This window comes from Spirillospora sp. CA-128828 (assembly GCF_050945415.1).
Taxonomy (GTDB): Bacteria; Actinomycetota; Actinomycetes; order Streptosporangiales; family Streptosporangiaceae; genus Spirillospora.
On record NZ_CP191986.1, the window covers coordinates 3,375,087 to 3,389,964 of the forward strand.

At 73.9% G+C, this 14,878-nt stretch carries 12 protein-coding genes; all 12 read left to right on the forward strand.

The genetic code is table 11. The features are described from left to right. Positions 1-27: 27 nt before the first annotated feature. The 12 genes from mraZ to ACQPXG_RS16750 all read left to right on the forward strand — a co-directional run bounded on the left by mraZ (position 28) and on the right by ACQPXG_RS16750 (position 14,757). Positions 28-459, forward strand: coding sequence for a division/cell wall cluster transcriptional repressor MraZ (mraZ, locus tag ACQPXG_RS16695; RefSeq protein WP_433468604.1), 432 nt, complete (start codon positions 28-30; stop codon positions 457-459). Between the two features lie 245 nt (positions 460-704). Further along, positions 705-1,721, forward strand: coding sequence for a 16S rRNA (cytosine(1402)-N(4))-methyltransferase RsmH (gene rsmH / locus ACQPXG_RS16700; RefSeq protein ID WP_433468605.1), 1,017 nt, complete (start codon positions 705-707; stop codon positions 1,719-1,721). Further along, positions 1,718-2,443, forward strand: a complete 726-nt coding sequence (locus ACQPXG_RS16705) for a hypothetical protein (protein ID WP_433468606.1) — start codon at positions 1,718-1,720, stop codon at positions 2,441-2,443. Before rsmH ends, ACQPXG_RS16705 begins: the two co-directional genes overlap by 4 nt. A 34-nt stretch (positions 2,444-2,477) precedes the next feature. Further along, positions 2,478-4,697: a penicillin-binding transpeptidase domain-containing protein gene (locus ACQPXG_RS16710; protein ID WP_433468607.1), complete on the forward strand. Its 2,220-nt coding sequence runs from the start codon at positions 2,478-2,480 to the stop codon at positions 4,695-4,697. A gap of 81 nt (positions 4,698-4,778) precedes the next feature. Next, positions 4,779-6,314, forward strand: a complete 1,536-nt coding sequence (locus ACQPXG_RS16715; protein WP_433468608.1) for a UDP-N-acetylmuramoyl-L-alanyl-D-glutamate--2,6-diaminopimelate ligase — start codon at positions 4,779-4,781, stop codon at positions 6,312-6,314. Next, a complete protein-coding gene (locus tag ACQPXG_RS16720) occupies positions 6,311-7,693 on the forward strand; it encodes a UDP-N-acetylmuramoyl-tripeptide--D-alanyl-D-alanine ligase (RefSeq protein ID WP_433468609.1) in 1,383 nt (460 codons plus the stop codon). The genes ACQPXG_RS16715 and ACQPXG_RS16720 overlap by 4 nt, the downstream gene beginning before the upstream one ends. After that, positions 7,690-8,748, forward strand: coding sequence for a phospho-N-acetylmuramoyl-pentapeptide-transferase (mraY, locus tag ACQPXG_RS16725; RefSeq protein ID WP_433468610.1), 1,059 nt, complete (start codon positions 7,690-7,692; stop codon positions 8,746-8,748). Before ACQPXG_RS16720 ends, mraY begins: the two co-directional genes overlap by 4 nt. Further along, entirely contained in the window at positions 8,730-10,151 is a 1,422-nt protein-coding gene (murD, locus tag ACQPXG_RS16730; protein WP_433468611.1) for a UDP-N-acetylmuramoyl-L-alanine--D-glutamate ligase, read from the forward strand. The genes mraY and murD overlap by 19 nt, the downstream gene beginning before the upstream one ends. Before the next feature lie 2 nt (positions 10,152-10,153). Further along, positions 10,154-11,407, forward strand: a complete 1,254-nt coding sequence (gene ftsW, locus ACQPXG_RS16735) for a putative lipid II flippase FtsW (protein ID WP_433468612.1) — start codon at positions 10,154-10,156, stop codon at positions 11,405-11,407. A 39-nt stretch (positions 11,408-11,446) separates the two neighbouring features. Continuing rightward, a complete protein-coding gene (gene murG / locus ACQPXG_RS16740) occupies positions 11,447-12,541 on the forward strand; it encodes an undecaprenyldiphospho-muramoylpentapeptide beta-N-acetylglucosaminyltransferase (RefSeq protein WP_433468613.1) in 1,095 nt (364 codons plus the stop codon). Continuing rightward, a complete protein-coding gene (gene murC, locus ACQPXG_RS16745; protein WP_433468614.1) occupies positions 12,538-13,947 on the forward strand; it encodes a UDP-N-acetylmuramate--L-alanine ligase in 1,410 nt (469 codons plus the stop codon). The genes murG and murC overlap by 4 nt, the downstream gene beginning before the upstream one ends. Positions 13,948-14,010: 63 nt before the next feature. Beyond that, entirely contained in the window at positions 14,011-14,757 is a 747-nt protein-coding gene (locus ACQPXG_RS16750; protein WP_433468615.1) for a cell division protein FtsQ/DivIB, read from the forward strand. Positions 14,758-14,878: the final 121 nt, after the last annotated feature.

A 14,878-nucleotide genomic window follows, 5' to 3' on the forward strand; every position in this document is an offset into this window, starting at 1 on the left:
CCTCACGCGGCACGGGAGGTGGGGCCGGTGTTCCTCGGCACCCACTCACCGCGCCTCGACGACAAGGGACGACTGTTCCTGCCGGCGAAGTACCGCGAGGAGCTGTCGGGGGGATTGGTGATCACGAAGGGCCAGGAACGCTGCCTGTACGTCTTCCCCATGGCGGAGTTCCAGCGGATTACCGAGGCTCTGCGTGCCGCTCCGGTCACCGAGAAGGCGGTGCGGGGCTACAGCCGGGTCTTCTTCGCCAGTGCGTCCGACGAGGTACCCGACAAGCAGGGCCGCGTCACGATTCCTCCGCCGCTGCGCAAGTACGCGGGGCTCACCCGCGACTGCACGGTCATCGGGGCCAACACGCGTCTGGAGATCTGGGACGCCGCGGCCTGGGAGACCTACCTGGAGCAGGAGGAGCAGACGTTCTCCGACGTCTCGGAGGAGGTGTTGCCAGGGATCCTCTGAGAAACGACTCGTCGGTCCGTTGACCGGCTATGGCCCACGTTCGGCCAGGTCTCCAGCCGCTCTCCGAGCCAGCTGGCGCAGCTTCCCCGGTGCCAGACGGCGACCCCCCGCGGACAACGCGGTGATCTTCCTCTAGGGCAGCGGATGGGGACCTGGCCGGGCGAGGCCGCCGCCGGGGGCAGGGGCGGTCCGGTCCGGCGATGCCACACAGTCCGCGAGCGAGGTGGCAGTACAGGGGGTGAAGCATGGACGTGGGGAACCACGCGTCCGCAGGCGGCGACCGCACGACCGGGGGCCACGGGCCGGAGAGCGGCCACGTGCCGGTCATGCTCGGCCGCGTCCTCGAACTTCTCATCCCCGCCGCCGAGGCGGTCACCGGCCGTGCGCCCGTGTACCTCGACGCCACGCTCGGCATGGGCGGTCACGCCGAGGCGATGCTACGGGCCGTCCCGGAGCTGCGCCTGATCGGCCTCGACCGCGACACGACCGCGCTGGAGCGGTCCGCGCGCAGGCTCGCGCCGTTCGGCGACCGCGTCACGCTGGAGCACGCCGTCTACGACGAGATCCCGGCGGTGCTGCGCGGGCTCGGCGTCCCCGCCGTGGACGCCGTCCTGTTCGACCTCGGGGTGTCCTCCCCGCAGCTGGACGAGTCCGGCCGCGGCTTCGCCTACTCCTACGACGCGCCGCTCGACATGCGGATGGACCGCACCCAGAGCCTCACCGCGGAGGAGGTCGTCAACGGCTACCCCGCCGCCGAGCTCGCCCGCATCCTGCGCGAGTACGGGGAGGAGCGGTTCGCCCAGCGCATCGCCTCCGCGATCGTCCGGGAGCGCGAGCGCGCCCCGCTGCGGTCCACCCGGCGCCTCGCCGACCTGGTGCGCACCTCGATCCCGGCCGCGACCCGCCGCACCGGCGGCAACCCGGCCAAGCGCACCTTCCAGGCGCTGCGCATCGAGGTGAACGGGGAGCTCGACATCTGGCGCCGGGCGCTGCCCGCCGCCCTGGACGCGCTTCCGGTCGGCGGCCGGGTCGCCGTCCTGTCCTACCACTCCCTTGAGGACCGCATCACCAAGCAGGTCCTCGCCGCCCAGGCGGCCGACACCACCCCGCCGGACCTGCCCGTCCCGCTGCCCGCGCACGAGCCGAGGTTCCGGCTCCTGACGCGCGGGGCGGAGCTGCCGTCCGACGAGGAGACCACGACCAACCCACGGGCCGGATCGGTGCGGATGCGCGCCGCGGAGCGGGTCCGGGAGGCGACATGACCACGACGAGCAGGCGTCCGCCGACCAAGGCGCCGAAGAAGCGGGCCCCGGAGCGCCCGGACGCGACCGCCGCACCGGCCAAGGCCCCCGGCAAGGAGACTCCGTCCGTCCGGCCCGCACCGTCGAAGAGCGCACCGTCGAAGACGAAGGCGACGGCGGCGAAGACTGCGGCGGCGAAGACGGCGGGGAAGGCCGCGTCCGCGAAGAGCGCGAAGCCGGGCACGCCGCGCCGCGCCGCCCAGGCGCCGCCGCGTGCGCCGTTCGTCCTGCTTATCGTCGGGCTGCTCGGCGGCGCCCTGGTGAGCCTGCTGCTGCTCAACACCGTCCTGGCCAAGGACGCGTTCACCCTGACGCGGCTGCAGCAGAGCAACAAGCAGCTCGACCAGCAGCGCCAGGCCTACGAGGAGGAGATCGCCCGGGAGGGCTCCCCGCAGCAGCTGTCGAACAAGGCGGAGGCGCTCGGCATGAAGCAGGGCGAGGACCCGGCCTTCTTCTCCACCGACACCGGCCGGGCGAACGGCGGGAAGATCCGTCCCGTCCCGCACGCGGCGGCCGCGTCGGCCGGCGCGGCGGGCGTCCTCGGCGTCCCCGGCACCGTGGTGCCCGGCGACGGGGTCCCGCCCGCCGCCACCGCCGGCAGGCCCGGCAACGGCGCCACGCCGCCCGGCGGGAGCGCCGGCCCGACCGGGACCGGCGGCGGGCGCGGGCACGGGGCGCCGTGAGCGGGCGCGAGCACACAGGGGAGCGGGGGACACGGTGACGAAAGGGCCGGGACGCGGGACCGCCGGGCCGCCGCCCGGCCGGAAACGCGGCTCGGACGGGCGCGGTCCGCGCGGCGCGGCCGGGCGGGACGACAAGAACGGCCCGGGCGCGGCGCGCGCGTCCGGGCGTCAGACCGGGGGCACACCGCGCCCGCCCGGCGGGCGAGCCGACGGCGCGGGACGGCCGGGCAAGAAGGGCAGCGCCGCCCGCCGTCCCGCGCGCAGCGGCATGGTCCCCACCCCCCGCGCGGAGACCCAGCGCACGGAGACTCAGCGCAAGGGGACGGCCGGAACGTCCACCCGGCAGGCGCAGAAGAAGGCGCCCGCCAAGAGCACGCCCGGGAAGGGCGGTACCGGCCGCACGGCGCGGAGCGGCGAGGGCGCGAGGCCGAAGACGGGCGGTGGAGGCCCGCGCGGCCCGCGCCCCGGCGGGGGCTCCGGGCGGCCGCCCGGCCGGCCGCCGCGGCCCCGCGTCCCGTTCCACCGGCGCGACCCGCTCAAGCGGCTGAACGTCGGGCTGCTCGTCGTCGCGTTCGTGCTGTCGCTGTTCGCGGGGCGGCTCGTCCAGCTCCAGACGATCGAGTCCGGCAAGTACACCGAGGAGGCGATGCTCCAGCGGATGCGGGAGATCAAGCTGCCCGCCGTCCGCGGCGACATCACCGACGCGCAGGGCAACCCTCTCGCGATGACCGTGGAGGCACGGGCGATTTTCGCCGACCCGTCGCTCATCGAACCGGAGAAGCGGCAGCCGATCGTCAACGCGCTGGCCCCGACGCTCGGGCTGAACCCCGCGAGCCTGATGAAGCAGATCAGCAAGCGGGACACCAAGTTCGTGTACCTGGCGCACGGGGTCCGCCCGGACCAGGCGCGGCTGGTCAGCTCATGGAACTTCCTCGGTATCGGGACTTTGCCGGAATATCGCCGGGAGTATCCCAACGATTCGCTGGCCGCCAGCGTCATAGGGTTCGTGAACGACACGGGGAAGGGCGCGGCCGGCCTGGAGAGCTCGCTGAACGACGTGCTCGCCGGCAAGGCGGGCTGGCAGCGGGTGGAGATCAGCCCCGAGGGCCAGCACATCCCCATGGGCGAGGACCAGAAGCGCCCGTCCGTGCCCGGCAGCGGCGTCCGCCTGACGCTGCAGCGCGACCTGCAGTTCAAGGCGCAGGAGGCGATCGAGAAGCAGGTCAGGGCCACCGGGGCGGCGAGCGGCAGCGTGATCGTCATGGACCCGCGCACCGGCCGGCTCCTCGCCATGGCCTCGGCGCCCGGGTTCGACCCGAACCGCTACGCCGCGTCCGACCGGTCCCGGTGGGGCAGCCCGCTGGTGCAGGACGCCTACGAGCCGGGCAGCACCGGCAAGGTCGTCACGGCCGCCGCCGTCATGCAGCACGGCGGCGTGACGCCGAAGACGCCCTACACCGTCCCCGACAAGATCAAGAAGTACGACGTCGTGTTCCACGACTCGCACGACCACGCGCCCGAGCCGCTCACGTTCGCCGGTGTGCTGGCCAAGTCCAGCAACGTCGGCACCATCATGGCCAGCGAGAGCATCACCTCGCAGCAGCTCTACCAGACGCTGCGCGACTTCGGGTTCGGCCAGAAGACCGGCCTGCCGCTGCCGGGTGAGACGCCCGGCCTGCTGGAACCGCCGGCCAATTGGTCGGGCACCGACCGCTACCCGATCGCGTTCGGGCAGACGGTCTCGGTGAACGCGGTGCAGATGGCGAGCGTGTACGCGACGATCGCCAACGGCGGCGTCCGGGTCGCGCCGAACCTCGTCGCGGGCACCGTCGGCGAGCACGACAGGTTCGCGCCCGCGCCCGCGCCGCAGCGCAGGCAGGTCATCAGCGCCACGACCGCCCGGCAGATCAGCGACATGCTGGAGGGCGTCACGACGAAGGAGGGCACCGCGCCGAAGGCCCAGATCAAGGGATACCGCGTCGCGGGCAAGACCGGCACCGCCGAGATCGTGAACCCGCGCTGCGGGTGCTACGACGGCGGCGGCTACACCGCGTCGTTCGCCGGGTTCGCCCCGGCCGACGATCCGCGGCTGGTCGTGCAGGTGGTCCTGCAGGCCCCGAAGCGGGGCAGCCACTATGGTGGCGATGCGGCCGCACCGGTCTTCAAGGACGTGATGAGCTTCGCCCTGCAGTCCGAGAAGATCCCGCCGACCGGGAGCCGTCCGCCGATCACCGAGATCTACGCCCGAGACTGACCGCAGCGAGTACCCTCCTCGCCTGTGAGTCCACCACCCGTGTCCCAGCAGTCCCGTTCCGTTCGCACCGAAAGAAACGCCATGCGTCCCACTACCAATCCGGCTCGTCCGCTGAGCGGGCTCGCGGCGCTTCTCGGCATCGGACGGCACGGATGGGACGAGGTGTCGGCCACGGGGATCACGCACGACTCCCGCGCGGTGCTGCCCGGCGACATCTACGCGGCGCTGCCCGGCGCGCGCGCACACGGCGCCCAGTTCTCCGCCCAGGCCGCCGAGGCGGGCGCGGTGGCGGTCCTCACCGACGCCGACGGGTACGACCGGGCGGCGGCGACGGGCCTGCCGGTCCTGGTGACGGCCGACGTCCGGGCCCGGCTCGGCGACGTCGCGTCGTGGGTGTACGGCGAGCCCGGACGCGACATCACCCTCATCGGCGTGACCGGCACCAGCGGCAAGACCACGACGGTGTTCCTGCTGGACGCGGGCCTGCGCGCCGCCGGTGTCGAGACCGGCCTGGTCGGCGGCGTCGAGATACGCGTGGGCGGCGACCGGGTGCCGAGCGCGCTGACCACGCCGGAGGCCACCGACCTGCACGCGCTGCTGGCGATGATGCGCGAGCGCGGCGTCGGCGCCGCCGCGATGGAGGTGTCCAGCCACGCCCTCGTGCAGGGCCGCGTCGGCGGCGCCCGCTACGAGGTCGCGGTGTTCACCAACCTGTCCCAGGACCACCTGGACTACCACCCGACCATGCAGGACTACTTCCTCGCGAAGGCGCGGCTGTTCACGCCCGAGTACTCCCGCGTCGGCGTGGTCAACCTCGACGACCACTACGGCCGCGAGCTGCTGGAGATCGCCACGGTGCCGGCCACGACGTTCTCGCCGTCCGGGGACCCGGCCGCCGACTGGCGGGCCGAGGACGTGCGCGTCGGCGCCGACGGCAGCGTGTTCCGCGTCGTCGGGCCCGGCGGGATCGAGGCCGACGGCGAGGTCCGGCTCGCCGGCCCGTTCAACGTCGCCAACGCCCTCGCCGCGATCGTCGCGCTGGTCGAGGCCGGCATCCCACTGCAGGCGGCGGTCCGCGGGGTCGCCTCGCTGCCCGGCGTCCCCGGCCGGCTGGAGCGGGTGGACGAGGGCCAGGACTTCGTGACCCTCGTCGACTACTCGCACAAGCCGGGCGCGGTCGAGGCCGTCCTGAACGCGCTGCGGCCCGTCACCGAGGGCGACCTCGTCGTGGTGCTCGGCTGCGGCGGCGACCGCGACCGCGGCAAGCGCCCGCTCATGGGGGAGGCCGCCGCCCGGCTGGCCGACACGGCGTACTTCACCAACGACAACCCGAGGTCGGAAGATCCGCTCGGGATCCTCGCCGCTATGGTCGAGGGCGGGCTCAAGGTGCCGCAGCCGGAGCGCGCGCACATCGTCGTGGAGCCCGACCGCGCCGCCGCGATTACGCTCGCCGTCGGCCGGGCCCGCCGCGGCGACGTCCTCGTCGTCGCGGGCAAGGGCCACGAGCAGGGCCAGAACGTGGCGGGCGAGGTGCATCCGTTCGACGACCGCGAGGTCGTCCGCGCCGCGCTCCGGCACCACTCACGAGGGACTAGAGGGGACGGGACGCAGGCGTGATCCCACTTCCGCTGTCGACGATCGCGGAGATCACAGGAGGCACCCTTCACGGGCCTCCGGACGTGGTGGTGAGCGGTCCCGCGGTCATCGACTCCCGCGCGGTCGAGCCGGGCGCGCTGTTCGCGGCGCTGAAGGGCGAGCGCGCGGACGGGCACGACTTCGCGGCCGGGGCGCTGGCGGCCGGGGCCGCCGGGGTGCTCGCGCAGCGCCCGGTGGACGGGCCCTGCGTGGTCGTCCCCGACGTCCAGGAGGCGCTCGGGCGGCTCGCCAGGGGGCTGCTGGAGCGGCTGCCCGGCCTGACCGTCGTCGCGGTCACCGGGTCGGCGGGCAAGACCTCCACCAAGGACCTGATCGCGCAGGTCGTGAGCGGCGCCGGCCCCACGGTCTTCCCGCCCGGCTCGTTCAACAACGAGATCGGGCTGCCGCTCACCGTCCTGCGCGCCGATGCCGGCACCCGCCACCTCGTCCTGGAGATGGGCGCGCGTGGGATCGGTCACATCGCCTACCTGACCGGCATCGCGCGCCCGGACGTCGGCGTGGTGCTGAACGTCGGCACCGCGCACGTCGGCGAGTTCGGCGGCCGGGAGAACATCGCCCGCGCCAAGGGCGAGATCGTGGAGGCGGTGCCGCCGGGCGGGACCGCCGTCCTGAACGCCGACGACCCGCTGGTCGCCGCGATGGCGTCGCGCACCCGGGCCGGGGTCGTCACGTTCGGCCGCTCCCCGGACGCGATGATCCGCGCCGAGGACGAGACCCTCGACGAGCAGGGCCGGGCCCGGTTCACGCTGGTCACGCCGGAGGGCCGCGCGCCCGTCGCGCTGCGCCTGCACGGCTCGCACGCCGTCCCGAACGCGCTGGCCGCGGCCGCCGCCGCGCGCGCGGCGGGACTGGCCGCGGCCGCGGTCGCCGAGGCCCTCTCGGCGGCCGTGCCGGTGAGCCGCTGGCGGATGGAGGTCACCGAACGCGCCGACGGGGTGACCGTGGTGAACGACGCCTACAACGCCAACCCCGACTCGACCCGCGCCGCGATCGACGTGCTCGCCCACATGGCCCGCGGACGCCGGGCCTACGCGGTGCTGGGCGAGATGGCCGAACTCGGCGACTCCGCCGTGGCGGAACATGCCAAGATCGGGCAGCATGTCGCGCGCAGCGGGATCGCCGGCCTCGTCGTCGTCGGCCCGAAAGCGGCGGCGATGGCCGAAGGGGCCGGGCAGGTGGCGTCATGGACGGGAGAGTGCGTACAGGTGGATGACGTCGGCGCGGCGGTGACCGTGCTCAGGGAGCGGCTCGCGCCGCGGGACGTCGTGCTGGTGAAGGGCTCCCGCGTGGCCGGCCTGGAACGGGTGGCCGAGGCGCTCCTCGCGGAGGGCGGCCGATGACCAACATCATCATCGCCGCGGGGATCGCGCTGGTCTTCGTGATGGTCGGCACCCCGGTGTGGATCCGGATCGTCAACCGGCTCGGCTACGGCCAGATGATCCGGGACGAGGGCCCCGAGGCCCATCTGAACAAGCGCGGCACCCCCACGATGGGCGGGACGGTCTTCATCGTCGGCTCGCTCGTCGGCTACGCCGCGGCGCACCTGTTCACCGGGGACGCGCCCACGATCTCGGGCGTCCTCGTGCTGTTCCTGATGACCGGCCTCGGCCTCGTCGGGTTCGTGGACGACTACATCAAGGTGTTCAAGCAGCGCAGCCTCGGGCTGCGCAGCGGCGCCAAGATGATCGGCATCATCCTCGTCGGCGTCGTGTTCGCCGTCGGGTCGCTGAACTTCCCCAACGGCTACGACGTCACCCCCGCCGACCCACACCTGTCCTTCCTGCGCGACTTCGGCCCCTCGATCGGCCCGTACCTGTTCGTGGTGTGGGCGCTGCTGCTCATCGCGGCCATGTCCAACGGCGTGAACCTGACCGACGGACTGGACGGCCTCGCGGCGGGCCCGGCCGGCATGGTGCTGGCCGCCTACGTGATCATCGGGAACTGGCAGCTGCGCAACAGCTGCGCCGCCGCCCTCGCCCCCAACTGCTACAGCGTCCGCGACCCCCTCGACCTCGCGGTGGTCGCCGCGGCCGTGCTCGGCGGCGTGTTCGGCTTCCTGTGGTGGAACGCCCCGCCCGCGAAGATCTTCATGGGCGACACCGGCTCGCTCGCCCTCGGCGGCGTGCTGGTCGGCCTCGCGATCCTCACCCGCACCCAGTTCCTGCTCGCCATCCTGTGCGGCCTGATCGTCATGATCACGCTGTCGGTGATCATCCAGGTCGGCGGGTTCAAGCTGACCAGGAAACGGGTGTTCAAGATGGCCCCGCTGCAGCACCACTTCGAGCTGTCCGGCTGGGCCGAGACCACGATCGTCGTGCGGTTCTGGCTGATGTCGGCGACGTTCGTCGCGATCGGCATCGGCCTGTTCTACCTGGAATGGATGCCGAAGAAGTGAGCGACCGCCCCTGGGACGGCCTGCCGGTGTGCGTGGCGGGGCTCGGCGTGTCCGGCCGCGCCGCCGCCCGCGTCCTCGCCGGGCGCGGCGCCCGCGTCACCGTCGTGGACGCCCGCGACGGCGCGGAGCAGCGCGGGCACGCCGCCGAGCTGGAGGCCCGCGGGGTCACCGTCCGGCTCGGCGACGGGGAGGGCCTCCCGGCGGGCACCGAGCTCGTCGTGACCTCGCCGGGCTGGCGGCCGGACGTGCCGCTGCTCGCCGCGGCCGCCGCGGCCGGGATCGAGATCATCGGCGAGGTCGAGCTGGCGTGGCGGCTCCGTGCGCCGGATGCGGCGCCCTGGCTGGCCATCACGGGGACGGACGGCAAGACCACCGTCGTGCGGATGCTGGCGTGCATGCTCACCGCCGCCGGCCACAAGGCCCTGGCCGTCGGAAATGTCGGAACCCCCATCGTCGAGGCCGTCGCGGAGCCGTACGACGTCCTGGCGGTCGAGCTGTCGAGCTACCAGCTGCACTGGTCCAGCACGCTCGCCCCGCAGGCGGCGGCGGTGCTGAACGTCGCGCCGGACCACCTCGACTGGCACGGTTCCATGGACGCCTACGTCGGCGCCAAGGCCAAGATCTTCGCCCCCGGCTGCGTCGCGGTCTACAACGCCGACGACGCCACGTCCACCGCGCTCGCGGAGCGCGCCGAGGGCCTGGACCGGAAGGTCGGCTTCACCCTCCAGGTGCCGCGCCCCGGCGAGCTCGGCGTCGTCGAGGAGCTGATGGTCGACCGGGCGTTCACCGGGGATCCCGTGAGCCAGGCGGAGGAGCTGGCCGGGCTCGCCGACGTCCGCCCGTTCGCGCCGCACAACGTCGCCAACGCGCTGGCCGCCGCCGGGCTGGCCCGCGCGTTCGGCGTGCCGCCCGAGGCCGTCCGCGCGGGGCTCCAGGCGTTCGTGCCCGACCCGCACCGCATCCAGCACGTCGCGGACGTCGCCGGCGTCGCCTACGTCAACGACTCCAAGGCGACCCAGCCGCACGCCGCCGCCGCGTCCCTCGCCGCCTACGAGCCGGTCGTGTGGATCGCCGGCGGCCTTCTCAAGGGCCTCGACGTCGACGATCTCGTGCGCTCGTGCGCCGCGCGGCTGCGCGGGGTCGTACTCATGGGGCGCGACCGGCACCGGATCGCCGAGGCACTCGCGCGACACGCCCCGGATGTCCCGGTGGTGGACGTCCCCGACACCGACACTGGGGCCATGGACCGCGTCGTCAACGAAGCCTCCGGCCTCGCCCGCCCCGGGGACACCGTGCTGCTCGCGCCCGTCGGGGCGTCCTTCGACATGTTCGCCGACTACCCGGCCCGCGGGGACGCCTTCATCGCGGCCGTCGGACGCCTCGCCGCCGGAAACGCCGGCTAGCCGTGACCGCCGCGGCCGAGGAGGAGAGCGGCCGGCGTCCGGGGCCACGGGAGCAGGTGGTCGCCGCCGTCGGACTGCTCGACCGGCCCCTCACCTCCTACTACCTGGTGCTGGGCTGCTCGGTGATGCTGCTCGCGCTCGGCCTGACGATGGTGCTGTCGGCGTCCAGCGTCAAGCAGCTCCAGGCGACGGGCTCGGCGTACACGCTGTTCCAGAAGCAGGCCATGTGGGTGGCGATCGGGCTGCCGGGGATGTGGCTGGCGTCCCGGCTGCCGGTGAAGACGTTCCGCGCGCTCGCCTACCCGCTGCTGCTGCTGTCGGTCGTCGCGCTGGCGATGGTGCTGGTCCCCGGGCTCGGGCGCAGCGCGGGCGGCGCCACCCGCTGGGTCGATCTCGGCCCGGTGCAGATCCAGCCGTCCGAGCTCGCCAAGCTCGCCCTCGTGCTGTGGGGCGCCGACCTGCTGGCCCGCAAGGACCGCCTCGGCCAGCTCACCGAGTGGCGGCCGCTGCTCGTCCCGCTGATGCCGGGGGCCGGGGTCCTCGTCCTGCTGGTCATGCTGGGCAGCGACCTCGGCACCACGCTGGTGCTCCTCACGATCTTCCTGGCGCTGCTGTGGGTCGTCGGCGCGCCCGGACGGCTGTTCCTCGGCATCGGCGGTCTCGTCTGCCTGCTGGTGTCCATCCTGATCGTCGTCGAGCCGTACCGGATGCAGCGGCTCACCGGCTTCCTGGACTCCTCCGGCAACAAGCTCACCATCAACTACCAGGGCACCCAGGGGCTGTACGCGGTCGCCTCGGGCGGGTTCTTCGGCACCGGTCTCGGGGAGGGGCGCGCCAAGTGGGACTATCTGCCGCACGCCGAGACCGACTTCATCTTCGCGATCGTGGGGGAGGAGCTGGGGCTGGTCGGCGCCCTCGTCGTGCTCGGCCTGTTCGGGCTGCTCGCCTACGCCGGGCTGCGGATCGCGCGGCGCGTGAAGGACCCGTTCACCCGGCTCGCCGCCGCCGGCGCCACGGCGTGGCTGGTGGTGCAGGCGATCGTGAACATCGGCGCCGTCATCGGCGTCCTGCCCATCACCGGCATCCCGCTGCCGCTGGTCTCCTACGGAGGCTCGGCGCTGATCCCGACCCTGTTCGCGCTCGGGATGCTGCTCGCGTTCGCCAAACGGGAGCCCGGCGCGCGGCAGGCACTCTCCGCACGGGGTCCCGGACCGGTCGTGAGGGCTCTAAGCTGGCTGGGTCTGGCACGGCGTTGAAATCCCCCTTCCGAACACGCTGAGGAGTTGTCAACGGACATGAGGGTTGTCCTGGCCGGCGGCGGCACCGCCGGACACATCGAGCCCGCCCTGGCGCTCGCCGACGCGCTGCGCCGCAACGACCCGAACACCGGGATCGTCTGCCTCGGGACCGAGCGGGGGCTGGAGACCCGCCTCGTCCCGCAGCGGGGCTACGAGCTCGCCCTGATCCCGCCGGTGCCGCTGCCGCGCACGCTGACCCCGCAGCTGCTGTCGGTACCCGGCCGGCTCCGCGGGGCGATCAACGCGGCCGCGTCCGTCCTCGACCAGGCGCAGGCCGACGTCCTGGTCGGGTTCGGCGGCTACGTCGCCACCCCCGGCTACCTGGCGGCGCGCAAGCGCAAGGTGCCGATCATCGTGCACGAGGCCAACCCGAAGCCGGGCCTCGCCAACAAGCTCGGCGCCCGCTTCACCGACCACGTCGCGGTGTCGCACTCGGACTCGCCGCTGCCGAACTCCACGTTCGTCGGCATCCCGCTGCGACGCGAGATCGCGACGCTCGACCGGCTCGCGATGGGCGACAAGGCCCGCTCCTACTTCGGGCTGCTCCCCGACCTGCCCACGCTGCTGATCTTCGGCGGCTCGCAGGGCGCCCGCTCGCTGAACCAGGCCGCCGTCGCCGCCGCGCCGTACTTCCGGCAGGCGGGCATCCAGGTGCTGCACATCGTCGGGCCGAAGAACACCGAGGAGCCCGAGCCCGCGTCCGGCGGCCCCCAGTACGTGACCATCCCGTACTGCGACCGGATGGACCTCGCCTACGCCGCCGCCGACATGGCGATGTGCCGCGCGGGCGCGATGACCTGCGCCGAGCTCGCCGCGGTCGCGCTGCCGGCGGTGTACGTCCCGCTCCCGATCGGCAACGGCGAGCAGCGGCTGAACGCCGAGCCGATCGTCGCGGCGGGCGGCGGCATGCTGGTCGACAACGCCGAGCTGTCGCCCGACTGGATCGCGCGGCACCTGCTGCCGGTGCTGGCCGACCCGGCCCGCGTCGCGCACATGTCGGAGGCCGCCGGCCGGATGGGACGCCGCGACGCCGACGTCGCGCTCGCCCGGATGGTCTACGACGTGGTCCGCTCGGCGGGCGCCGCCCGATGAGCCTGATCGACCCCGGCGAGGTGGTGCCGGCCGGCGAGCTCGGCCGGGTGCACTTCATCGCGATCGGGGGCGCCGGGATGTCCGGCGTCGCCCGCATCATGCTGCGCCGCGGCATCGGGGTGTCCGGCAGCGACGCGCGCGACTCCGAGCTGCTCACCCAGCTCGGCGACCTCGGCGCCAAGGTCTTCGTCGGGCACGACGCGGCGCACGTGGGCGACGCCGACACGGTGGTGGTGTCCACGGCGATCCGGGAGACCAACCCCGAGCTGGTCGCCGCCCGCGAGCGCGGGCTGCGCGTCCTGCACCGCTCCGCCGCGCTCGCCTCGCTGATGGCGGGCCGGCGCGCCGTGGCGGTGGCGGGCACGCACGGCAAGACCACCACGACGTCGATGCTGACGGTGGCGCTCCAGCACGCCGGCATCGACCCGTCCTACTGCATCGGCGGGCAGCTCGTCACCACCGGGCTCGGCGCCGACGAGGGCACCGGGGACGTGTTCGTCGCGGAGGCCGACGAGAGCGACGGGTCGTTCCTCATGTACACCCCGCGCATCGCGGTCGTCACCAACGTCGAAGCCGACCACCTCGACAACTACGGCGGCTTCGAGAAGGTGAAGGAGAATTTCGCCCGCTTCGTCGACCGGATCGAGCCAGGCGGGACGCTCGTCGCCGGCGCCGACGACCCCGTCGCGATGGAGCTGGCGGAACAGGCGCGGGCCCGCGGGCTGACGGTGCTGACGTACGGGGCGGCCGAGGGCGCCGACCTGCGCGTGACCGGGTTCACCCCGCGCGGCCTCGGCTCCCGGTTCGGGATCGAGGGCGCCGGCGAGGTCGCGCTCGCCGTCCCCGGCCGGCACAACGCGCTCAACGCCGCCGCCGTGGTCGCGGTCGCGCGGGCCCTCGGCGCGGACGAGGAGGCCGTGCGGGCCGGCCTCGCCGGGTTCGGCGGGGCGATGCGGCGGCTGGAGCGCAAGGGCGAGGCGGGCGGCGTCGAGGTGTTCGACAGCTACGCCCACCACCCGACCGAGCTGACCGCCGACCTGGAGGCCACCCGCGACTACCTGGGGGAGAAGGGCGGGCAGGGCCGGATCGTCGCGGTGTTCCAGCCGCACCTGTACAGCCGCACCCGGTTCTTCGCCGCCGAGTTCGGCGCCGCGCTCGGGCTCGCCGACGTCGCGGTCGTGCTGGACGTGTACGGCGCCCGTGAGGACCCGGAGCCGGGGGTGACCGGCGCGCTCGTCGCGGACGCCGTCCCGGCGGGCACCGAGGCCGTGTACGTCCCGGTCCGCGACGAGGCGCCCGGCATCGCGGCGTCGCTGGCCAGGCCCGGCGACGTCGTCATCACGCTGGGCGCCGGGGACGTGACGCAGCTGGGCCCGATCGTGCTGGAACGTCTCGCCGGAGCGTGAGGATGACACGCCGCGGCCCGCGCGGTCGGCGGCGGACGGGCGGAACACTGTCAAGCTTGGGTCATGACCGAGGCGCGGACGGACCGGCTCGCGGCGCCGGACGAGGACGCGGCGCCCGGCGGTCGCGGCCGTCCGAACCGGTGGAAGGTGGTGTTCGTCACCCTGCTGGTCCTCGGCGCGCTCGGCGCGGTGAGCTGGGTGCTGCTCGGGTCCCGGCTGCTGGTCGTGCGGCACGTCGAGGTGACCGGCACCCACCTCGCGCCGCGGGACCGGGTGGTGGCCGCCGCCGGGATCGATCTCGGGACGCCGATGGCGCGGCTCCGGACCGGCGCGGTCCGGGACCGGGTGGAGCGGCTGCGCGAGGTCGACTCGGTGAAGATCGAGCGGCACTGGCCGGGCACGGTGCGGATCGTGGTGCGGGAACGGGTGCCGGTGGCCGTGTTCGCCCGCGGCGGCCGCTACCTGCTGCTCGACCGGCACGGGGTGACCGTCGCCGACGGCGAGTCCCGGCCGCCGGGGCTTCCGACGCTGACGGTCGCGTCGCCCGGGCCGTCCGACAAGGCGACCCTCGCGGCGCTCACGGTGCTCACCGGCCTGCCCGAAAGCCTGGGCGACAGGCTCACCGAGGTGGAGGCGACCGGCCCGGAGGCCGTCACCCTGTACCTGGCGGGAGGCCAGACGGTGGAGTGGGGCGCGGCGGAACGGTCGGCGGAGAAGATCCGGCTTCTGGAGGCCCTGCGGCGCACGGCCGCCGGGCGCGCGATCCGCACCGTCGATATCAGCTCGCCCGAGGTGCTCAAGACGAAGTGACCCGGGCGGATGCGCACCGGATGCGACACGCCGGAGCGGTTGGGGGCAGGTTAGTTGACCCTGGCGGTAAGGCCGCCCTACTGTCCGTATCAGTCCTCAGGTTGACATAAGTGTAAGCCTC

Coding starts and splice junctions, on each gene's coding strand:
- ACQPXG_RS16750 (WP_433468615.1), top strand. CDS start 14,011: ATGACCGAGGCGCGGACGGACCGGCTCGCGGCGCCGGACGAGGACGCG.
- mraY (WP_433468610.1), top strand. CDS start 7,690: ATGACCAACATCATCATCGCCGCGGGGATCGCGCTGGTCTTCGTGATG.
- murG (WP_433468613.1), top strand. CDS start 11,447: ATGAGGGTTGTCCTGGCCGGCGGCGGCACCGCCGGACACATCGAGCCC.
- murD (WP_433468611.1), top strand. CDS start 8,730: ATGGATGCCGAAGAAGTGAGCGACCGCCCCTGGGACGGCCTGCCGGTG.
- rsmH (WP_433468605.1), top strand. CDS start 705: ATGGACGTGGGGAACCACGCGTCCGCAGGCGGCGACCGCACGACCGGG.
- murC (WP_433468614.1), top strand. CDS start 12,538: ATGAGCCTGATCGACCCCGGCGAGGTGGTGCCGGCCGGCGAGCTCGGC.
- ACQPXG_RS16715 (WP_433468608.1), top strand. CDS start 4,779: ATGCGTCCCACTACCAATCCGGCTCGTCCGCTGAGCGGGCTCGCGGCG.
- ACQPXG_RS16705 (WP_433468606.1), top strand. CDS start 1,718: ATGACCACGACGAGCAGGCGTCCGCCGACCAAGGCGCCGAAGAAGCGG.